Annotated in this window: 22 protein-coding genes; 15 read left to right on the top strand and 7 right to left on the bottom strand. The window is 36.8% G+C overall.

The features are described from left to right. Positions 1-56: 56 nt before the first annotated feature. The 6 genes from BW951_RS04830 (at position 57) to BW951_RS04810 (ending at position 4645) form a co-directional block, all read left to right on the top strand. A complete protein-coding gene (locus BW951_RS04830; RefSeq protein WP_076390999.1) occupies positions 57-1175 on the top strand; it encodes a DEAD/DEAH box helicase in 1119 nt (372 codons plus the stop codon). A gap of 51 nt (positions 1176-1226) precedes the next feature. Further along, positions 1227-1421 carry a cold-shock protein gene (locus BW951_RS04825; protein WP_076390738.1) on the top strand — a complete coding sequence of 65 codons (195 nt, stop codon included), beginning with the start codon at positions 1227-1229 and terminating at the stop codon, positions 1419-1421. Positions 1422-1768: 347 nt separating this feature from the next. Continuing rightward, on the top strand, positions 1769-2563 hold the full coding sequence (locus tag BW951_RS04820) for a DUF3575 domain-containing protein (protein ID WP_076390737.1): 795 nt from the start codon (positions 1769-1771) through the stop codon (positions 2561-2563). Positions 2564-2639: 76 nt separating this feature from the next. Beyond that, entirely contained in the window at positions 2640-2789 is a 150-nt protein-coding gene (locus tag BW951_RS22655; protein WP_175608786.1) for a hypothetical protein, read from the top strand. A gap of 8 nt (positions 2790-2797) precedes the next feature. After that, entirely contained in the window at positions 2798-3301 is a 504-nt protein-coding gene (locus BW951_RS04815; RefSeq protein ID WP_076390736.1) for a hypothetical protein, read from the top strand. A gap of 51 nt (positions 3302-3352) precedes the next feature. Further along, a complete protein-coding gene (locus tag BW951_RS04810; protein ID WP_076390735.1) occupies positions 3353-4645 on the top strand; it encodes an MFS transporter in 1293 nt (430 codons plus the stop codon). 49 nt (positions 4646-4694) lie between these two features. Here the strand turns inward: BW951_RS04810 and BW951_RS04805 are convergent, their stop codons facing one another. Next, positions 4695-4907, bottom strand: coding sequence for a hypothetical protein (locus BW951_RS04805; protein ID WP_029295611.1), 213 nt, complete (start codon positions 4905-4907; stop codon positions 4695-4697). A 462-nt stretch (positions 4908-5369) separates the two neighbouring features. Here BW951_RS04805 and BW951_RS04800 point away from each other — a divergent pair, with 462 nt between their 5' ends. Next, positions 5370-6242, top strand: a complete 873-nt coding sequence (locus BW951_RS04800; protein ID WP_139326101.1) for a CPBP family intramembrane glutamic endopeptidase — start codon at positions 5370-5372, stop codon at positions 6240-6242. A gap of 55 nt (positions 6243-6297) precedes the next feature. Here the strand turns inward: BW951_RS04800 and BW951_RS04795 are convergent, their stop codons facing one another. Continuing rightward, on the bottom strand, positions 6298-8049 hold the full coding sequence (locus tag BW951_RS04795) for an ABC transporter ATP-binding protein (protein ID WP_076390733.1): 1752 nt from the start codon (positions 8047-8049) through the stop codon (positions 6298-6300). 140 nt (positions 8050-8189) lie between these two features. On the opposite strand from BW951_RS04795, the gene BW951_RS22650 reads away from it, so the two are divergent. Next, positions 8190-8351, top strand: coding sequence for a hypothetical protein (locus tag BW951_RS22650; protein WP_175608785.1), 162 nt, complete (start codon positions 8190-8192; stop codon positions 8349-8351). A gap of 202 nt (positions 8352-8553) precedes the next feature. Here the strand turns inward: BW951_RS22650 and truA are convergent, their stop codons facing one another. Further along, positions 8554-9288, bottom strand: coding sequence for a tRNA pseudouridine(38-40) synthase TruA (truA, locus tag BW951_RS04790; protein ID WP_076390732.1), 735 nt, complete (start codon positions 9286-9288; stop codon positions 8554-8556). Positions 9289-9419: 131 nt separating this feature from the next. Between truA and lpxK the strand changes: the two genes are divergently transcribed. The 5 genes from lpxK (at position 9420) to BW951_RS04765 (ending at position 14858) form a co-directional block, all read left to right on the top strand. Next, positions 9420-10445 carry a tetraacyldisaccharide 4'-kinase gene (lpxK, locus tag BW951_RS04785; protein WP_076390731.1) on the top strand — a complete coding sequence of 342 codons (1026 nt, stop codon included), beginning with the start codon at positions 9420-9422 and terminating at the stop codon, positions 10443-10445. After that, complete coding sequence (locus tag BW951_RS04780) at positions 10429-11244, top strand: purine-nucleoside phosphorylase (RefSeq protein WP_076390730.1); 816 nt, start codon at positions 10429-10431, stop codon at positions 11242-11244. The genes lpxK and BW951_RS04780 overlap by 17 nt, the downstream gene beginning before the upstream one ends. Before the next feature lie 387 nt (positions 11245-11631). After that, positions 11632-12147: a TlpA family protein disulfide reductase gene (locus BW951_RS04775; RefSeq protein ID WP_076390729.1), complete on the top strand. Its 516-nt coding sequence runs from the start codon at positions 11632-11634 to the stop codon at positions 12145-12147. Positions 12148-12243: 96 nt separating this feature from the next. Beyond that, complete coding sequence (gene dinB, locus BW951_RS04770; RefSeq protein WP_076390728.1) at positions 12244-13341, top strand: DNA polymerase IV; 1098 nt, start codon at positions 12244-12246, stop codon at positions 13339-13341. 44 nt (positions 13342-13385) lie between these two features. Then, positions 13386-14858, top strand: coding sequence for an alpha-amylase (locus tag BW951_RS04765; RefSeq protein ID WP_076390727.1), 1473 nt, complete (start codon positions 13386-13388; stop codon positions 14856-14858). Between the two features lie 172 nt (positions 14859-15030). Here the strand turns inward: BW951_RS04765 and BW951_RS04760 are convergent, their stop codons facing one another. Both BW951_RS04760 and BW951_RS04755 read right to left on the bottom strand, forming a co-directional pair. After that, positions 15031-16359, bottom strand: coding sequence for a carboxylesterase family protein (locus BW951_RS04760; RefSeq protein ID WP_076390726.1), 1329 nt, complete (start codon positions 16357-16359; stop codon positions 15031-15033). A 152-nt stretch (positions 16360-16511) separates the two neighbouring features. Beyond that, positions 16512-17414 carry a helix-turn-helix domain-containing protein gene (locus BW951_RS04755; RefSeq protein ID WP_076390725.1) on the bottom strand — a complete coding sequence of 301 codons (903 nt, stop codon included), beginning with the start codon at positions 17412-17414 and terminating at the stop codon, positions 16512-16514. Between the two features lie 197 nt (positions 17415-17611). Between BW951_RS04755 and BW951_RS04750 the strand changes: the two genes are divergently transcribed. Then, positions 17612-18667, top strand: coding sequence for an NAD(P)-dependent alcohol dehydrogenase (locus tag BW951_RS04750; RefSeq protein WP_076390724.1), 1056 nt, complete (start codon positions 17612-17614; stop codon positions 18665-18667). Positions 18668-18762: 95 nt separating this feature from the next. On the opposite strand, the gene BW951_RS04745 is transcribed toward BW951_RS04750, so the two are convergent. Beyond that, positions 18763-19146 carry a winged helix-turn-helix transcriptional regulator gene (locus tag BW951_RS04745; RefSeq protein WP_076390723.1) on the bottom strand — a complete coding sequence of 128 codons (384 nt, stop codon included), beginning with the start codon at positions 19144-19146 and terminating at the stop codon, positions 18763-18765. 102 nt (positions 19147-19248) lie between these two features. Between BW951_RS04745 and BW951_RS04740 the strand changes: the two genes are divergently transcribed. Continuing rightward, the gene (locus BW951_RS04740) at positions 19249-20133 is read left to right on the top strand and encodes an NAD(P)H-binding protein (RefSeq protein ID WP_076390998.1); all 885 of its coding nucleotides are present in this window, start codon (positions 19249-19251) and stop codon (positions 20131-20133) included. 314 nt (positions 20134-20447) lie between these two features. Here BW951_RS04740 and BW951_RS04735 read toward each other — a convergent pair whose 3' ends face one another. Beyond that, positions 20448-21731 carry an alkaline phosphatase family protein gene (locus BW951_RS04735; RefSeq protein WP_076390722.1) on the bottom strand — a complete coding sequence of 428 codons (1284 nt, stop codon included), beginning with the start codon at positions 21729-21731 and terminating at the stop codon, positions 20448-20450. Positions 21732-21894: the final 163 nt, after the last annotated feature.

Raw genomic sequence — 21894 nt, 5'->3', positions numbered from 1 at the left:
TATTCAAATTCTCAAAATGAATTTGCTTACCATAACGGGAAACCGAAATTATTATGATCAGTTTTAAAAATTTAAATTTAATTAATCCTATTGTAAGAGCTGTTACAGAGGCGGGATATTCTAAACCAACCGAAATACAGGCTTCTGCAATCCCTCATATTTTAGCCGGAAATGATATTTTAGGCTGCGCACAGACGGGAACAGGAAAAACAGCCGCATTTGCGATGCCTATTCTTCAGCTATTAAAAAAATATACTCCGGAACATAACTCAATCAGAGCATTAATCCTTACTCCAACAAGAGAACTTGCGATACAGATAGAAGAAAACTTCAAAATATACAGTAAATATTTACCCCTTTCGCAACTCTCCATTTACGGAGGAGTATCTGCCGGAGCACAGCTTTCGGCCCTCAGAAAAAGAGTGGACATTCTGGTTGCAACTCCCGGAAGATTGCTGGATCTTGTGAACCAACGATATATTGATCTTTCCAAAATTGAAATATTTGTTTTAGATGAAGCAGACCGTATGCTTGATATGGGATTTGTAAATGATGTGAAAAAAGTTATTCAGATGCTTCCTAAAAAAAGACAGACTTTATTCTTTTCTGCAACCATGCCGGAAAGGATCAAAAATCTTTCGGAAACGATACTGAATAATCCTGAAAAAATAACAGTAAATCCGGTATCTTCTACAGCAAAAAGCGTTCAGCAGTCTGTATATTTCGTAGAGAAAAAAGATAAAACAGGGTTACTCATCAATATTCTGCAAGACAAAGGAAAAGAGCGTTCACTGGTTTTTACAAGAACCAAACACATCGCCAACAGACTTGTGGAGCAGCTGGAAAGTGCAGGAATCTTTGCGATGGCAATCCACGGAAACAAATCTCAGACTGCAAGACAAACGGCACTCAACGATTTTAAGAACAGCAAGATAAATGTTCTGATTGCTACCGATATTGCAGCAAGAGGAATAGATATTGATGAACTTCCTAACGTGATTAACTATGAACTTCCCAATGTCCCTGAAACCTATGTACACCGGATCGGAAGAACCGGAAGAGCGGGAGCTGAAGGAACAGCGGTTTCATTTTGTGACGATCAGGAACGTACCGATTTAAAAAACATTCAGAAACTGATAGGATTTACAATGCCTGTCGTTTCGTTTCAAAAATAAAATCTGTGAAGTCGACAGATTTATAATACCATAATTTTAATACCAATTACCATGCAACAAGGCACAGTAAAATTTTTTAACGAAGCAAAAGGCTTCGGATTTATTTCTCCTGCAGACGGGAGCAAAGACATTTTTGTACATTCTTCAGGACTAAGCACAAGAGAAATCCGTGAAAACGATAAAGTGAGTTTTGAAGTACAAAAAAGCGAGAAAGGATTAAACGCAGTTAACGTTAAGTTAGTTTAATTCAGATTACCTGATGAAAAAAAATCTCTAACATAATTTTACAAGATAATCTGTAAATTCATATAATGTTTGACCATATTAAGATTTACTTTTTATTTTTTTTATGTTCATCGACCTCTTGTGAAAACAAGAGGTTTTATTTGTGATATACTTTTGCGTGGAGATTCACAGAATTGAAATCACACATATTCAATATATGATTACCATAAATCTTTTCAAATCTGAAATTATCATCAAAAAGACATAAACCATCAACAAATCTTTAATTTTTCACACGAAAGTGTATTTTTTCATTTTTTTGCCCGTTTTTTGCTCTCTGAAAATTATCACCTACTAAATATAAGATCATGAAAAAATACTTCTTCCTTCTTTCCTCTTTTATCTTTTCAGGATTTTCTGCACAGGAAACTATTGCTCCTGAAACTCCGGCTAAAAAGGATATCATCAAAATGACAGCACCTGAAAACCCGGATAAAATGAACATTATCAAGACAAATGTTACGGCTTATGTTTTCAGAAATATCAATCTCTCTTATGAAAGAGCTTTTAACCAGTGGTTTTCTTTAAATATGGGATTCGGAACCATGCCTGAAGGGAAAGTTCCTTTCATCAATTCATTTCTGAGCGATGAAGACGAAAAAAGATTTCAGAATCTCGAAGTAAAATCGTTCAACTTTACCATCGAACCGCGATTTTATCTCGGAGCCGGTTACGGAAAAGGATTTTACGTAGCCCCTTATTACAGATATTCCAAAATTACTTCCAACACATTCGATTTTTATTATGATTATATCTTCAGCGGAACAACCTATCAGATTCCTCTGAAAGGAAACGGAAGCGCACACGGAAACAGCGGCGGCGTAATGGTGGGCGTTCAGTTTTTCCTTACGCCAAGCAAAAATTTAGTTCTGGATTTCTGGATCGCAGGAGCGCATTACGGAAAAGGACAGGGCGATTTTACCATGACGAGTGATGTGATCCTGACTCCCGATATGCAGGCTCAGCTAAAAAAAGAAATTGAAGATCTGGATATTCCTTATGTGAATTACACCGTAGAAACCAATGCAAACGGAGCCAGAGTAAATGTAGACGGACCATGGCTTGGCTTCAGAAGCGGATTATCTCTGGGATATCGATTTTAAAAATTTTTACTGCCTACTTAAAACCGTTCTTTCTGGAGAACGGTTTTATTTTTATATTAGTCTGAAATAAACACGCATGTATTCATCTCACGTTTCTGTTCACTATGCTGTTCAGTTTGTTTTAGGATACAGGTATTTCATTAAATATGATAAATTATCTGAAAGTTCTTTAAACTGTAGTGAAACGGAAGATTTTACAGACAGTTCAAACAAAAAGGCGCATTAAACTTAGCATTGATTCCAGAAAATAAAATAGCCGAGAACTTTATTGTCCGAAAATTTTCCGGCTTCAATCATAAACCATTAGTTGAGGTCATCTATTCCGGATATTCGGAATACCTTCATATTTCACCCGAAAGAATTGTTCCGATAAAAAATTACAGAAAACAATTTATCCTGAAAACTGAAAATCATCTATACGAGAAAAGTTACAACATCATTAAATATTATTATGAAAGTTCTTTAATAGAAACTAATGATCCCATGTATCAGCATTTTTATGCAAGTGCATTCTCTCATCTTACCGGCAAAACTGAGGATGATATACCTGAAATTTATCGACTGATGGATGAAAAAAACTATCATTTGATGATGGCAATGTTTAGCATCAAAGGTGTTGGAAATATGGAAATGCATAATGGATTGCAGGGAATGGAGTTTTTACCCAAAGACGAAAATTTAAGGACATATATGCTTCCTGAATGGGGAAGTCAGTTTTTGTATACAATTTTCAGATAAATTATATCTAAAATACTTTTCACAATTAAAGAAAAGAAATATCTTTCCTACATGAATTCATCACAAATCACCACCACCCAAAGAATCAAAGCAATTGTAGGCGGATCGATCGGAAATCTGGTAGAATGGTACGACTGGTATGCTTACGCTGCCTTTGCTATCTATTTTTCAAATTCTTTTTTCCCGGATTCGGATATGACCGCGCAGCTTTTAAATACAGCCGGAATTTTCGCTGTCGGTTTTCTGATGCGTCCCGTCGGAGGATGGCTTTTCGGAAGTATTGCCGACAGAGTCGGAAGAAAAAAAGCAATGACGCTTTCCGTTTTGCTGATGTCTTTCGGGTCTTTACTCATTGCTTTAACGCCCACTTATAAAACCATCGGTGTTTTAGCTCCTCTTCTTTTGCTGATCGCAAGATTGCTTCAGGGACTGAGTGTTGGCGGAGAATATGGCGTTTCGGCAACCTACCTCAGCGAAATGGCAACTTCAGACCGGAGAGGATTTTATTCCAGCTTTCAGTATGTTACTTTAATTGGCGGACAGTTAATTGCTTTGGGAATTCAGCTCATTTTACAGAAATTGCTTTTAACGGAAGTCCAACTCGAAGATTGGGGATGGAGAATTCCTTTTGTGATCGGAGCCTTGCTTTCTGTCATCGCTTTATATTTAAGGGCCAATCTTCATGAAACTGAAGCTTTTGAAAACAAAAAAGATCTGGGTGAGAAGAAAAAAGGGACTTTAAAAGAACTGCTTAAACATCCGAAAGCATTAATTACCGTTGTAGGATTAACATTGGGAGGAACATTAGCGTTCTACACCTACACAACCTATATGCAGAAATTTCTGGTGAATACCGTTCATCTTACCAAAGAAGAGTCTACGCTTATTTCTTTTATTTCTCTGTTTATTTTCGCTTGCTTACAGCCTGTTTTCGGAGCGCTGTCGGATAAGATCGGAAGAAGACCTTTATTATTGGCATTCGGAATTCTGGGAACCCTCTTCACCTATCCCCTGCTAAATGCTTTAAGCCACACTACATCCATGTGGGGCGCGTTTTTCCTGATTATGTCGGCTTTAATTATCGTGAGCGGCTACACCTCTATCAATGCCGTAGTAAAAGCCGAACTTTTCCCGTCCGAAGTAAGAGCTTTGGGAGTCGGGCTACCTTACGCTTTAACGGTTGCCGTTTTCGGAGGAACGGCAGAGTATATTGCACTTTGGTTTAAACAGGCAAATGTGGAACATTATTTCTACTGGTACATTACAGCCTGTATTTTCTTTTCCTTCGTGGTATATATCAGAATGAAGGATACCAGAAAAACCTCTACACTGGATAAGGATTAATTGATGATAAAAAAATCGCGGCTCAGGTTCCCTGAGCCGCGATTTCTATTTAATGATAAGCCTGCTTAAATTTCTCTAAAATATTGTCCAGATTATGCCTCTGAACATAAACGCTCTTCACATCTTCATACCTTGGCGATTTATAAAAAACTTCGTGGAAATCCATACTGCCGTTCCCTACTTTCACCACTTTCTGTACTTCGATATTCAACTTTCTTAATTCGTCTTTAAAAACCTGAAATTCATCTTGTATATTCTTCATCTATATTTTTGGATTTAATTAAAATTACCTCTTTACATCAAACACCCTACCAAAATAAAGGGGTCGTGTTTAAATTCTGAATAAAGTTAATAAAATATTCCTTATAAACATAAGATTCAGGCAATATTTTACTAAAATATTTACGACTATCGAATTTATTTTACAAAATGTATACATTTTTAACAGATTTAACGTTTAAATAAATAATTCAAAAACTTTATACCCACGACGCTCAAAACAGCTTTTACAGCATTCCTTTTATCACTGTTTAATTTTTTTCAGGCACAGAAATCTGAATTTAAAACTCCCGATTGTGCTTCAATTCAGTAAAATCTTCAAGATGAAAAAATCCTGATTTTATTATCCAAAAACTTCTGAAAAAATATGAATGCTGGTAAATTTCACAAAAAATGAACTTTCATTAACGTTAAAATTTTAATTTCGTGTTTTAAAAATTACTTCGTGAATCATTTACAAAGGTTGAAACGTGATACCAAAGATCTTTTACAGTTTATAAAAAAGCCAGATGACGTTCAGATTGAATTTTCTTCAAAAAGAAAATTTCGCTTCATTTCCAATCTGCTGATTATTGAGATTATTTTCTTTTTGGTTTTAGTGCTTCCTCTAAACTATCTCGCGGAAAAGGTTATCACTCTAAAACCATCCGATGCTTTTGAAAATCTAACATGGTTTCAGGCGGTCTTTTTAATGGTAATTTTTGCTCCGCTTTCAGAAGAATTTATTTTCAGATATGCCCTTCGTTACAAAAAACTTTTTTCACACCTTATCAACAGGGAAAAATGGAACAGAATTTTTCCGTTTCTGGTTTATATTTCTTCAATCATTTTCGGATTTGTACATCTGGACAATTATGTAAACGACTCGTGGAAATTCTACGCCCTTTCTCCTTTCATTGTGGCTTCTCAGTTATCGGGTGGACTTATTTTAAGCTACATTCGCGTAAGGCTGAATATTTTTCACAGTATGCTTTATCATGCGTTATGGAATCTTCTGTTCGGAATTTCTATTCCTTGCATCATGTTGCTTTTTACGTCTCCTTTTGCTGAAAAAACACAGGATTACGATATAAGAATTGAGCAGAAAGCTTTTATAAATGACAACGAACCTGTATTATCTGAAACAAAAATAGTTGATGACAGAATATACAGCATTGAAACCAGACAATATTCACTTCAGAGTTTATTGGATCATCTTTACAGAAAAGATCAGTTTACTACAGACGAAGGCTTGATGAATATTCATTTCAAATCCGAAAAAGGAATCTCCAAGGATGAATTTTTGAAAATTTTACAGAAAGAATACGAAATCAAATAAAAAAAGGTTAAAACCAATCGATTTTAACCTTCTTATATCTACAACAAATTACTTCTTAGGTTTCTTCTTCCAGTTCCACTTCAGGTCTCAACTGAGCTTTATAAAGTGTGGAGTAATATCCGTTTTTGTCCAGAAGTTCAAGATGTTTGCCTTCTTCAACAATTTTTCCGTGCTCCATCACGATAATTTTATCGGCCTTTTCAATGGTAGAAAGTCGGTGTGCAATAATGATTGACGTTCTGTTTTTTGTAATTTTTTCCGTGGCTCTCTGAATTAATTTTTCACTTTCGTGATCGATGGAAGACGTGGCTTCATCTAAAATCAGAATTTTCGGATCAGACAGATAGGCTCTTAAGAAAGAAAGCAATTGTCTCTGTCCCAGAGAAATGGACGAACCTCTCTCGCTTACCACATAATCATATCCTCCCGGAAGCTGTTCGATAAATTCATCAACCTCAATTTCTTTTGCCCCTGCTTTTATTTTATCCAGCGTAATGCTTTCATCCCCAAACGAAAGATTTTCATAAATACTTCCGTGGAACAGGAAAACATCCTGCAGAACGACTCCGATGTGGCTTCTTAAATTATAAAGCTCATAATCTTTCAGATCCACATCATCAATTAAAATATTTCCGGAATTAATATCATACAATCTTGTAATTAAACTGATGATCGTAGATTTTCCGGCTCCGGTAGCTCCTACAATGGCAACAGTTTCACCCGGATTTACTTTAAAATCAATTCCTTTTAATACTTCCTGCTTTTCGTCATACGCAAAATGTACATTTTTAAATTCAATTTTTCCGTCAAAATGATCTTTTTCCACTTTCCCGTTGTTCGGCATGGCATTGTCTTCATCCATTAATCCTAAAACTCTTTCTGCGCCTACAATTCCTCGCTGAATGTTGTTGAAACGGTCGGCAATCTGTCGTAAAGGACGGATCAGCATCGAAATATACTGGATAAATGCAATCACAACTCCCGCACTGATCGTAATATATCCTCCGTAAAAAAGGATAAACCCGATAAAAAGAGACGAAATTAATTCCACCACAGGAAAAAACAGCGAGAAGATAAAAACCGTTCTCAGCAAAGCACTTTTTAAAGTAATATTGATATCATCAAACTTTTTAAATTCAGCTTCCTGCCTGTTGAAAACCTGAATGATCGGCATTCCCGCCAGTCTTTCCTGAACGAAAGAATTCTGGTTGGAAGTCCAGTTTCTTTCATCTCCGAATGCTTTTTTCAGCCTTTTCTGGAAAAATCTTGTAATCACGACCATTAAAGGTAAAATCGCCAATGTAATATAACTGAGATGAACATTGGTACTTAACATCATAATCAATACGAAAATAATTCTCAGCACATCCCCGAAAACCATCAGAAATCCGTCGGTATACACTGTTGCAATGGTTTCCACATCACCCACAGCTCTCGTCACCAACTGCCCGATCGGAGTTTTATCGAAGAAAGACGTTTTAAAATAAATCAGCTTATTATACAACCTCTCTCTTATGTCTCGGATTACATTCTGAGAAATGAAATTGGAGAAATAAACCAGAAAAAAGTTTAAAATGGTCTCTGTGAAAACCAGACCGACCAAAAGATAAATATGCTTTAACATCAGTGCTTTATCTTTCAGCTTGGTAATGTCATTATCCACCACTTGCATGGTAAGATAAGGACGGTAAGTAGAAACTATTGCCAGAAAAATGGAAATCACTAAAGTAAGGATGAACCAAGAACGGAACTTCATTCCGATAAAGAACAGCCTCTTTACAATTCCCCAGGTATCTTGTTTTTTCATTGTACGAATTGAAGAAAAGAATTATATAAAATTCTATGCAAAAATAAGACTTTCAAATTTGTCTGCCTTTACAACTTCATTAATTCCTGATGAAAATTTCAGATTGATGTTATTTATGGTATAGATGAAAAACAATAAAAATGCTCAATTTAAAACTAAGCAGAGCAAAAAACACGGATCACCGGGGATCTCCGGCGGCAAGATTTTACAGGTTCTTATCGTCGGAAATTCCGACAGGGCAAACCAATATTCAGGAAAGCAAATGTGAATGTCCGACGAGGCAAACTACTAATGACGGCTGAAAATCATACTCCTCAAGTCCCGCGAAATGTTGTAATGCAAAGGCAAGTCTTTCGATTTCGTCCATGATTTTCGTTTTTTTTGTTTTCATTTAAACACAAATTACACCATTATTTTTTCACAAATAGCTCAAATCTATTTAAAGCAATTTTTAATTGATTAGTGAATATTCGTGGTATTATTTGTGGAATTTGTGTTTAAATATTACTCAAAATCATACCCCACATCCACCAAGTACAACCCATGCGCCGGTGCAGAAGTTCCCGCAGAGTTTCGGTGTTTGTCTTCAATAACTTTTCTTACGTCTTCAGGCTGCAATTTTCCTGAACCTACTTCTACCATTGTTCCCACAATAGCTCTCACCATATTTCTCAGAAAACGGTTCGCAGAAACGGTAAATTTCAGTTCACTTCCATTCTGTTCCCATTCTGCCTTGTACATTTTGCAGAAGTTGGTTTTATTGTCGGTATGTAATTTTGCAAAGCTGGTAAAATCCTCATATTCAAATAAAATTTTACAGGCTTCATTCATTTTTTCGACATCTAAAGGTTTTCTCCAGTGTTGCCACGCCGATTCTTCCGTGAACGGATTTTTTTCAAGCGAAATATAGTACTCGTACGTTCGGTAAGTAGCATCAAAACGCGCATGGAAATCATCTTTTACAGGAAATATTCTCTTAATGGAAATATCCGCCGGAAGAAAACTGTTCAGTCTTCTCACCAATTCCTGATCCAGAACTTTCTCCGTATCAAAATGAGCAAAAATTTTCTTCGCATGAACGCCCGTATCCGTTCTTCCCGCTCCCGTTGTCTTAATCTCTTCTCTTAAAATCGTGGAAAGTGCTTTCTCCAGTTCTTCCTGTACAGAAATAGCATTCGGCTGAATCTGGTAACCGAAATAATTCTTGCCGTTGTAGGAAAATTCTATAAAATATCTCAAGGTAAATAAAAATAACTCTACAAAAATACTTTAATTTGATGATAATCAATAACAGATTTTTTAAATAAATATCGAAAAGTAGCTCCCATATTCATCCAAATCCCTGCGAAATTTCCTATTTTTGCAAACGTATGAAAAGATGGTACCTCTATCCTTTTTCCCTCGGCTATCACATGGTAACGGGTATCCGAAACACAATGTATGATCTGGGAATTTTTAAATCTGTGAAATTCAAAACGCCGATAATCTGTGTCGGGAACCTTTCTGTGGGCGGAAGCGGAAAATCGCCGATGGTGATGTATCTTGCTCATTTCCTGTCCAAACATTACAGAACCGGCGTGCTTTCCAGAGGATACGGAAGACTTACGAAAGGATACGCTGTTACAAATTATGAAAGCAATTACAAAACTGTAGGCGATGAAGCCATGCAGTTGTTTGAACGCTTTAAAAACCGTTTCGTAATCGCAGTTTCCGAAGAAAGAGTTCCCGGAGCCAAAAAAGTAATCAGCGATATGGATCTTGATGTTCTGGTTCTGGACGATGCAATGCAGCACAGAGCGATAAAAGCAGGATTCAACATCATGATGACCGATTTTAATGATCCTTACTTCAAAGATCATCTTTTACCTGCGGGAGATTTAAGAGAATCAAGAGCCGGATCCAAAAGAGCGGATATCATCATGGTGAGCAAATGTCCCGATGAACTTACCGAGGAAACCAAACAGTATTACATTTCCAGAATAAGACCGGACCGTACACAGAAAGTATTCTTTTCATCCATCGGATACGACGAAAACGTATACGGAAGAGAAAAAATGCTTCCCGACAACAACCTGAATTATTACGACATTCTTTTAATTACAGGAATCGCCAATCCGAAACCTCTCCTCACCCATCTTGCAAAATTTTCGCAAAGGGTAAAACACTTAAAATTCAGAGATCATCATAATTTCACGGAAGCCGATATTAAAAATATTATAGCGGAATATAAAAAACTAGGGGAATATAAATTGATTTTAACCACTGAAAAAGACTATGTGCGCCTGAAAAGTTTTGATTATCTTAGAGATATTGTGTACTACTGGCCGATCAATGTAATTATTGATAAAAAGGAAGAATTCAATCAAATCATCTTAGATTATGTTAGAAAAAATTAAGCAGACCGCAGATTTCGTTAAAAACATCATTAAAGAAGCTCCCGATTTTGCCATTGTTTTAGGCTCCGGCTTAGGCAAACTGCAGGATGAAGTGGAAGCTATTCATACTTTAGAATACACTGAAATCCCCAACTTTCCGCAGACTACCGTTGCAGGACACGGCGGAAAACTGATCTACGGAATTCTGGAAGGAAAAAAAGTTCTGATGATGAGCGGTCGTTTTCATTACTACGAAGGGCATTCCATAGAAACGGTGGTCTTTCCGATCCGTGTTTTTTATCTGTTGGGAATTAAAAATCTTATTCTTTCCAATGCTTCAGGTGGAATTAATCCGGGCTATAAGATCGGTGATATTGCAATCATTCGGGATCACATCAATATGATGCCTGAACATCCGCTTCGTGGCAGAAACATCGATTCTTTCGGTCCCCGATTTGTGGATATGAGCGAACCGTACAACAGAAAAATGATCTACGTTGCACAAAATGTTGCTTCTGAACAGAATATTACCGTCCACCAAAGTGTTTATGTAGCTTTACAGGGACCCACTTTCGAAACTCCCGCAGAATACGGAATGATTAAAGCCATTGGCGGAGATCTTGTGGGAATGAGTACCGTTCCGGAAGTGATCGTTGCTAAACATATGGGAATGGATGTTTTCGGTATTTCCGTCGTGACCGATTTGGGCGGTCCCGATATTGCCCACTCCGTTTCTCACGAAGAAGTTCTGAATGCAGCCAATACAGCCATGCCGAATGTAATTGCAGTGGTAAAAGGTTTGGTGAAAAATTATTCATAAACCTAAGATTATTAACAATAAACTTGTTTAAACTAATTTCAGAATTAACCGCAAAAGGGACAAAAGATAATGTTAAAGCGAATTTCCAGAATAATCAAAGCGCTCAAAAGAATAAAAATCAAAGATTTTTAAAAACTATTGTTTTCTTTTTCATTTATAATAATCAACTTTAAATAAAAAATTTAGTAGATCTTTTGTGACTTTTGCGGTTAAATAAAGTTTAAACAGACTTAATATTTGTCGATGTTTTCAGAACGATAAAATTTGTGAATTTTTTAATTGTAAATTCAATAGAAATCTTCAATCCCATCAATTTTTATAAAGTCATCAAAAATCAGCTCAGATTGCACGGCATTGTCTAGATTTGCATACATAATTTTTTTGAACATGAAAAAACTGTTGTTACTATTAATGATGGGAATTTTCGGATTAGGCTGTTCTCAGCAGACCCCGAAAGTCCTGAAAAAGAGTTTCTCCAAACAAGCTTTGGTGCAGAAACTGGAAGATGAAGACGGAAAAATGGTTACCATTCAGCAGATTCTGGATCAGCATAAAGGTAAAGTTCTGGTTATTGATTTTTGGGCAGGATGGTGCAGAGACTGTTTAAATGCGCTTCCGAAAGCCAGAGAACTGGAAGAAAAAAATAAAAACATAGATTTTGTATTTCTTTCGTTAGACCGTTCCAAAGAAGGCTTTGAAAGAAGTCTGGAAAAATTTGAGATGAAAGACAAAGAAAACTACTGGTTCTCATCCGGCTGGAAAAACGATTTCAACAATTATATTGATCTGAACTGGATTCCGCGTTATATGGTGATCGATCAGAAGTCTGCCATTGCAAAATACTACGCTATTACTCCTGAAGATCCGGAAATTCAAGCTACCATTGATCAGCTTTTGAAATAATTAAGATTGAGGGTAAAGGATCATTGAACATGAGACATAAAACCTTAGACTTATAAATCATACAATAAAAAATACAGGAATCCATATCTTTGCGGTATGGATTCTTCTTTTCCCATGCGCAAAATAATTCACGTCGATATGGATGCATTTTATGCTTCTGTGGAGCAGCACGACAATCCTGCATTGAAAGGAAAAGCAATTGCAGTCGGAGGCGGACATCGTGGTGTCGTTTCGGCGGCAAGTTACGAAGCCAGAAAATTCGGAGTCCGGTCTGCAATGCCCAGCAAAACGGCAAAAGAAAAATGTCCGCACCTTATTTTTGTCCCTCCGCGTTTTGCGCGTTACAAAGAAATTTCTAAAAAGATCCGTGAAATATTTTACGAATACACCGATCTGGTGGAACCTCTTTCTTTGGATGAAGCCTATCTCGACGTTACAGAAAATAAAAAAGGAATGGAATCTGCCAATCAGATCGCCAAAGAGATCCGTCAGAAAATTTTTGAACAGACCGGACTTACTGCTTCCGCAGGAATTTCTGTGAATAAATTTTTAGCCAAAGTCGCTTCAGATATCAACAAACCGAACGGACAAAAAACCATTCATCCCGACAAAATCGAAGGCTTTCTGGAAGAACTTCCGGTAGAAAAATTTTATGGAGTAGGAAAAGTTACGGCTAATAAAATGTTCAGCTTAGGCATTTACAAAGGGAAAGATCTAAAGAAAAGATCCATTGAAGATTTAACAAGACTGTTCGGAAAATCCGGAGCTTATTATTACAACGTGGTTCGCGGAATTCATCATTCGGAAGTAAAACCGCACCGCATCCAGAAAAGTGTGGCAGTAGAAAGAACTTTTTTTGAAGACCTTTTTGATGAACAGCAGGTTGACGAAAAATTACAGAGCCTGAGCGAAGAACTGCAAAACAGATTGCAGAAAAATAATATTCTGGGAAGATCTTTAACTTTAAAAATTAAATACAAAGATTTCTCACTGTATACTCGAAGCATTACCAAAGAAGAATATTTTTCCTCTGCCGAACAATATTTCAATACCGGAAAAAAACTTTGGGAACTAAGACCTTTCGATAAGCCGGTGAGACTGTTGGGATTATCTCTTTCGCAGCTCAACACCGAAGAAAAAAAACAGGTTTCCGTTCAACTAAAAATCCCGTTTAAGGAATTCGAAGATCAATAATCCGTTTTTTTTCACTAAATTGTAGTAACCAAATTTTACAATTTATGAATGAAACGATGATTCAGTATTTCCATTGGTATTCTGAAGGAGACAGTAAGCTGTGGAAAGAAGCAGAACAAAATGCAAAATATTTAGCCGGACTCGGCATTACCTCAGTCTGGTTCCCGCCCGCTTACAAAGGCGCAACAGGAGGTCACTCTATTGGCTACGACGCTTACGATCTCTATGATCTCGGAGAATTTGATCAGAAAGGAACGATTCCCACCAAATACGGCACGAAAGAAGATTACCTGAAAGCGATAAAGGCGCTTAAAGAAAACAATATTAAAGTAATTGTAGATATTGTACTTGGACATAAAGGCGGAGGCGATGAACTGGAAACCTTTAAAGCATTAAAAGTAGATGAAGAAAACAGAGAAAAAATAATCTCGGATGAAATAGAAATACAGTCTTATACCAAATTTACCTTTCCCGGAAGAAATAAAAAATATTCTGAATTTGAATGGAACTTCACCTGCTTCAGCGGCGTGGATTATGCAGAAGGAATGGATTCGCAGATTTTTAAAATTAAAAATGAATACGGAACCGACTGGGAAGAAATGATCGATGATGAGAAAGGAAATTATGATTACCTGATGTACAATGATGTAGAACACAGAAATCCTTTCGTGCGCGAGGAACTGAACAACTGGGCAAAATGGTATTTTGATGAAACCGATTTCGACGGCGTGAGACTGGATGCCTTAAAGCATATTTCATTTGATTTTTATAAAGAATGGCTTACTTTGCTTCGTTCCAATACCGGAAAAAATATTTTTGCGGTTGGCGAATACTGGGCTCCCGGATATCTGAATCTCTTGCAGAAATACATCGATGTTACCGAAGGATGCATGAGTCTGTTCGACAGTTCTCTCCAAAATAATTTTCATACCGCTTCCAACGAAGGAAATTCTTACGATTTGCGGAGAATCTTTGACGAAAGCCTTACTCAGGCAGATCCGCTTCACTCGGTAAGTCTTGTGGATAATCATGACACGCAGCCTTTACAGGATCTTGAAGCTCCTGTTGAAGAATGGTTCAAACCTTTGGCGTATGCATTGATTCTGTTGAGAAAAGACGGTTATCCGTGTGTGTTTTATCCGGATCTCTACGGAGCGCATTATGTGGATAAAGATAAGGAAGGCAACGATCAGGAAATATTTTTAAATAAAGTGGACGGCATTGAGGAGCTTCTGAAAGCCAGAAAAAACAATGCTTACGGCGAACAAAGAGATTATTTTGAGGATGCCAATTGTCTCGGATGGGTTCGTGAAGGCGATGAGGAACATTCCGGATGTGCGGTAGTTTTAAGCAATAAAGATGCTTACGAAAAACCTATGGAAATGGGCGAAAGATACATCGGACAAACGTTTTATGATGCATTGGGAAGATTTGAAGATAAAATTACCATCGATGAAAACGGTTGGGGAAATTTCCCGGTTCTGGCGGGAAATGTGAGTGTCTGGCTTGCTGAATGAGTCTGAACACGAATATCACAAATGGCTTTCACAAATGACATGAATACTTTTGCAAATAGCATAATTTTAAATGAAGCTATCTAAAATTCAATTGTATTATTCATGAAAATATTTTTGACACTTGTGTTTAAAAAATGTAGAAAATTCGTAGTATTCGTGTTTAAAAATAAAACTAAACTTTTCGGATTTCAAGAATTTCCGGTCGTTCTGAATGATCGGAAATTTTTCCTGTTCTTGCAAATTCCGCCCACAATGCGCGAAGTTTTTTTCCGTTTTCCTGAATGTGCTTCCACGGAACATCTTTTAAAAGTTCTGCCGATTTCCATGCTTCCTGATTTTCGAAAATCAAAGGAAGATCTACACAGTGGGAAGCTCCGATATAATTGTTTTTCAGAACGGACTTAATTTTAAACCGGTAAATATTTCCGCCGCCAGAAGCATAATTTTCAGCAAAAATCTCTGCCGGTTTTTCATAAATGGATTCTGTTGTTTTACGAACGATTTTGTTGAGAATTTTTTCGTGGAGATACGTGTAAAGTCCTTCCTGAGCCGTTTTTACATAAAAAGCAGTTTCGTCATGACTGGAACCGATCAATACATCATATTTTTTCGCATTTTCTTTCCATTTTGGCAGACTTTCTTCTTCCGTGCATAAGGGGTCAAAACCATATTGCGTACAGAAAGGCATCGCCGTTTTTAAACCATATTTTCTGAATGACGGTAAAAATTTCACGTATTCATCCACCATTTTCAGGGGATCTTTTTCATGTTTCAGAAAATCGGTCTTCCTGAAAAATTCTAAAGACATTTTACTTCTTTTCATCCTGAAACCAAGCGGTGCGCTGTGGATAATGGCTCTTTTAAACAATCCATCAATTCCTTCGGAAATCATCAGATGCGCAATCGCATCGCCTCCGGAAGACTGCCCGAAAAGGGTAATATTTTCCGAATTTCCGCCAAAACTGTGGATATTTTTCTGAATCCACTTCAGAGATTCCATGATATCAAACAAACCTAAATTGGCAGGTCTTTCTTCGTTTCCTCCCAAAAATCCGAAAAGTCCGAGACGATATGTAATGGAAACAATAATAAGATTCTGCTCTTTTACCCAAACCGAAGGATCGGAAGTAGGCAGATCTCCACAGCCAATTTCATAGGAACCTCCGTGAATCCAGACTACCACCGGAAGTTTTTCATTTGCCTCAAAATTTTCCGGACGGGTAATTGTTAAAAACTGAGGAGATTCATCGGGTTCGAAATGCTCAACATTCGTTTTCTGGATCAATCTTTCCAGCAGCGGACTGATGTGTTGAGGACAGACCGGTGTTTTATCCGGAATTTCGTGAGTCTGAATATCTTCTACAGGAACGGGCTTTTTATATCTTTCTGATCTCGCGTACCGGATGCTTTTCGCTTTGATCACTCCATTTGTTTTTATTGCAGCAATTTTACCGATAGAAGTATGAAAAGTATGAATTCCTGTATTTTGCTGTAGCGTCATGATGAAACAAAATTTTTCTGCTTTTTAAATGTAGTAATTTTCTCAATTTAATGAAACATCAATGTCCCTGTTTTAGACAGTTTTCCACAAATAAATTCTTAAAATCACTTAAGTAAGCCAAGAAATATTGTTCTGGTTTTTGCTTCAACCAATCAGTTTAAAGATTTATATTCACTTGGAGAAACACCTACTTTGCTTTTAAAAAGCCTTGTAAAATGCTGCGGATATTTGAATCCAAGATTGTACGAAATTTCACTGATGGATTTGGCGGAATCGAAAATCTGGTCTTTTGCCACATCAATCAGTTTATTGTGGATGAATTCCTGAGCGGAAACACCCAGTTCTTTTTTAATTAAATCTCCAAAATAATTCGCTGAAAGATTAAGCTGTTCTGCAAAGTAATTTACCATAGGAAAGCCTATATTTTTAGGCTTTTCGGAGGTGAGATAATCGTTCAGAAGAGTTTCAAATTTTCCGATGACTCCCTGATTGATGTGATCTCTGGTGATAAACTGACGGTCATAAAACCGCATACAGTAATTCAGAAAAAGCTCGATATTGTTAACAATTAAAGATTTACTGTGCTTATCAATTGTCTGTTCCAGTTCATGCTTTATATTTTTAAAACATTCCAGAATAATTTCTCTTTCTTTTTCTGAAAGATGCAGTGCTTCATGAACTTCATAGGAGAAAAAATTATAGTCTTTGATATTTTTTCCGAGGTTGGTTCCTTTTAATAAATCAGGATGAAAAATAAGAGCAAAACCGGCTGGCTGAATGTAGGTACCTGCATTAGAAATTCCGTACGTCTGTCCCGGAGCAATAAAAACCAATGTTCCTTCCTGATAATCGTAGCTGTGTTTTCCGTACTGCATATCGCCACACATCACATCTTTTAAAAAGACCGTGTAAAAACCAAATTGTCTCAAATGCTGACAAATGGGATCAGATTTGGAAAAATCGATTACACTTACCAAAGGATGTAACGTCTCGTGATTCAGCATTTTATTGTATTCTGAAACCGTATTGTAGATTTCAACCTCCTTATTTTTCATGAAGTAAATTTTAATTGCCATTCAAAATTACCACTTTTAAAGAGACATTTTATTTTGTCTGTAAAATTGGTACATCTTTCTGTAATTTATATAAGATGATTTACTTTAAAAGGTTCGAATTTTGCAGCTAAGAAAATAACGAATTTCCTATTCTGAATCAAAGAATAAACTAATCAAAATAATTAATACTAAACAAAATGAGTACATTCACAGTAAAAGCTTACGGAGCAGAATCCAAGACTGCCGATTTACAGGAATTAAATATTGCAAGAAGAGAAGTAACGGCAAAAGACGTAGAAATTGAAATTCTATACTGCGGTGTTTGTCACTCCGATCTTCACACCGCAAGAAACGACTGGGGCGGATCGATGTATCCTGTAGTTCCGGGACATGAAATTGTAGGGAGAATTACAAATGTAGGAAATGAAGTTTCTAAATTTAAAGTCGGAGATCTTGCGGCAGTCGGCTGTATGGTAGATTCTTGCGGCGAGTGCGAAAGCTGCAAACACGATCTTGAGCAATATTGCCAGAATGGTTTCACAGGAACTTACAACGGGCCGGACAAACATTTGGGAGGTCATACTTTCGGCGGATATTCTCAGAAAGTAGTTGTAGATGAACATTTCGTATTAAGTGTTCCTGAAAATTTAGATTTAGCGGCTGTTGCTCCTCTTCTTTGTGCAGGAATTACAACATGGTCTCCGTTAAGACACTGGAATGTAGGTCCTGATTCTAAAGTTGCTGTTGTAGGTTTGGGAGGTTTGGGACACATGGCGATTAAACTGGCAAAAGGTTTGGGCGCTGAAGTAACATTATTCTCGCGAACTCCGGGAAAAACGGAAGATGCTAAAAAACTGGGAGCAGATCATGTGGTGATTTCTACTGAGCAGGATCAGATGGATGCTGTAAAAGGGAAATTTGATGTGATTATTGATACTGTTCCTTATGAACACGACATTAATCCTTACATGCAGACTGTTGCTTTAAACGGAACTCTGGTTATGGTAGGATTTGTAGGGGAATTCGAAAATGAAGCTCCAAGTACAAGACCGCTTATTTTCCAGCGTCGTTCGGTTGCAGGATCTTTAATCGGAGGAATTGCCGAAACTCAGGAACTTCTGGATTTCTGCGGAAAACATAATATTGTATCTGATATTGAATTAATCAAAATGCAGGATATTAATGAAGCGTATGACAGAATGCTGAAAAGCGACGTGAAATACCGTTTCGTGATTGATATGCAATCTTTGTAATTCTTTGTATATTGTTAACTAAGGCTCTCTTCGGAGGGCTTTTTTTGTTGGCGGTTTATGGTTTATGAAAATTAAGTTTTCTAATGGTTAATTTTTTACAATGTTACATTTCTTAAATGATCATATTTTCCCTCCATGTGTTTAAATGCCCATTCTGCCATGGAACTGATAACCGGAATTAAACCTTTTCCTGCCTCACTCAGTTCATAAGTAACATGGGGCGGAACAACAGGCTTTGCAGTTCTAATGATCAGTCCGTCATTTTCCAGTTGCTTTAAATGCTGAATCAGCATCTTTTCGGTTACCGCAGGAATGGCGCGTTTCAGTTCGCTGTATCTTTTGTCTCCGTTGGAAAGATGATATAAAATAATCGGTTTCCAGAATCCGCCGATTTTTTCCATGACATACGTTACGGGACAGGAATCCAGTGCGTATTTTTTATTCTGCTGAATGGTGGATGTTTCTTTTATGGCCGTCATAATAAATACATACTTTAGGGTAAGTACTTGTATAAAAGTAAGTACAAATATACCTTTGTATCAGGAAATAAAAAAATAATTATCAACAAAAAAATAAAAATTATGAAAATCATCATCACCGGTTCATTGGGAAATGTAGCAAAACCTCTTGCAGAGCAATTAATTGCAGAAGGACATGACATTACCGTTATCAGCAGCAGCGAATCTAAAAAAAGTGAAATTGAAAATCTGGGAGCCCAAGCCGCTATCGGTTCTATTACAGACCTGAACTTTTTGGTTGAAACTTTTAAAGGAAATGATGCCGCGTTTCTGATGACTCCACCCAATATGGGTTTTGAAAATCTTATTGAAAATACCACGAACGCGGGAAAAAATTATGCTGAAGCCGTTCAACAAACCGGAGTTAAAAGAATTGTAATGCTGAGCAGCATCGGAGCAGAATCTCCTGTGGAAAACGGACCGATAAAAGGTCTTCATGCTATTGAGAAATTCTATAATGAACTGGAAAATACATCCGTCACTTTTTTAAGAGCAGGATATTTCTACATTAATTTCTTTAATGATATTCCGCTGATTAAAAATGCCGGAATTCTTGGCGCGAATTATCCAGATCACACGGAAGTTCCATTGGTTCATCCCAAAGATATTGCAAAAGCTGCTGCTGAAGAACTGTTAAAAAGTGCTGAAGGTAAAAATATAAGATATATTGTAAGCGATGTTCGCAAAGCTCAGGATTTTGCAAATATTTTCGGAAATGCCATCGGAAAACCGGAACTTCCGTGGGTAGAATTTAAAGATGAAGATTCTTTACACGGAATGCTTCAGGCAGGAGTTCCGCAGGAAATGGCAGAATTGTATACAGAAATGGGAAGAGGAATCCGTACCGGAATTGTTCAGAAGGATTTTATTGAACATGGTTCTGTAGTGGAGGGAGAAATTAAATTGGAGGAGTTTGCGAAAGAGTTTGCGGATAAATTTAATGCTTAATGTTATTTTATAACTTTTTTTTGTCTTGAAACAAAAGAAACAAAAATTCAAGACTCGGAAACTTTCGCTAAAAATTAAAATTTATTCCTAAAATTCCCAAAACTTGCGCGAATTAAAGATTTGCCTTTTGATTTAATATTTGTCTCGCGCTTCAAACAGTGGGAATTTCTTAACGGATCAAATTTAAATTTTCTTAACGCTCCATTTTCATATGTCATTTAATCTTTACATTCAAATCAGTTTCGGCGAGCCTTTGGCTCGCCGAAACTTTTATCAATGGATTATTTAAATTTAATCTTTACCTCAACCTTGATTTATTCCTTTTCTTTCAAAATCCCCTTCAAAACCTTCAATTTCCCGTCAATCGGCTGATCAATTTTCAACCCTAAAATATCTGCAACCAAAGGATAAACGTTAATGTTCTGAAATTCATCGATCACCAAATTATTTTTGAATTCCGGTCCCCACGCAAAGAATGTGGCTTTCATTTCAGTAACTATCTGCGGATTATAGCCGTGCTTTCCAACCGATGATTTTTTTCCTTTTTCCAAAAATATTTTGGGAGCATTGGGAATCAATAAAATCTGTCCGATTCTTTTATACCGGTCATCTTTTGTTGAAAAATGAAGATATTTGGGGAGTTTTTTATCCAGATAGACTTCATAATCTTCTGTTTTGTTAGCTTTTAATTCTTTATAAACCCTTTTAACCTCATCTGGATTTTTAACGTAAACCCTCAATAAAGTCTGCGAATTGTAAAAATCAAATCTTTCTTTATTAAAAAGCATTGCGGGAATTTCTAACGGACTTCCTCCATCCACTTTTATCATTCCGTGATCCGAAACAAAGACAAAGTTTACATTTTGTAATCCTAAATCATGAACTTTCTGAACAAGTTCGCCAATAGCTCCATCCACCAGATGAACAGCATCTTCCGTCTCTCTGGAATCCGGACCGAAATGATGTCCGCTTGCATCAACTTCAGGAAAATACAATGAAATGAAATGTGGTCTTTTTTCCATTGGCAGCTTTAGCCATTCGATTACTTTGTCCACTTTTTCAGATGGTGAGAATTTTTCGTGGTAATGATAATAATAAGTGGGTCTGTTTCCTCCTGCATTGCTTGCAGAACCTACCCACATTAACGAAGCGGAAAGCATTCCCTGTTTTTCAGCGAGTCCCCAAAGCGGCGTTCCGCCGTACCAATTTCCGTCTTCAGCATTTTTTTTATCGCTCATGGCGTAACTTTCCTTCTTTTGGTAATCGTAGAAATAATTATCGATCAGTCCGTGATGAGAGGGATACAATCCGGTAATCAATGTCCAGTGATTGGGAAATGTAATGCTTGGATAACTGGGAATCATCGCTTTCGCCTGAATTCCTTCATTGGAATATTTTAAAAGATTTTCTGCGTTGTATTTTTTAGCATAATCATAACGAAACCCATCTGTAGAAATCATGATGACATAAGGTTTCGTCTGAGCTTCAGCCGTATTGTAACGATCAGGAGCTACAACTTCTTCTGTATCAGCATTATCTTTTTGGGCAAAAACTGTCAGTGAAAAAATTAACAGTAAGAATTGAAGGCTTTTCTTCATGATTTATATTTTCTGCAAAATTAGGATCTAGAATCCTGAAAGAAAAGATTCTCCGGTTAAAAAAAGATTAAAAGCATTTTTTAGAATGAGTGTAAATAAAGAATATTTATATTTGGTTAAAATATCAAATATTGGAATTTTTAGTGGATATTTTAGGAAATTT

Source organism: Chryseobacterium gambrini (assembly GCF_900156825.1).
GTDB classification, from domain to species: domain Bacteria; phylum Bacteroidota; class Bacteroidia; order Flavobacteriales; family Weeksellaceae; genus Chryseobacterium; species Chryseobacterium gambrini.
Note: the sequence above shows the minus strand (reverse complement) of the source record. Positions and strands in the feature narration are given on the sequence as shown.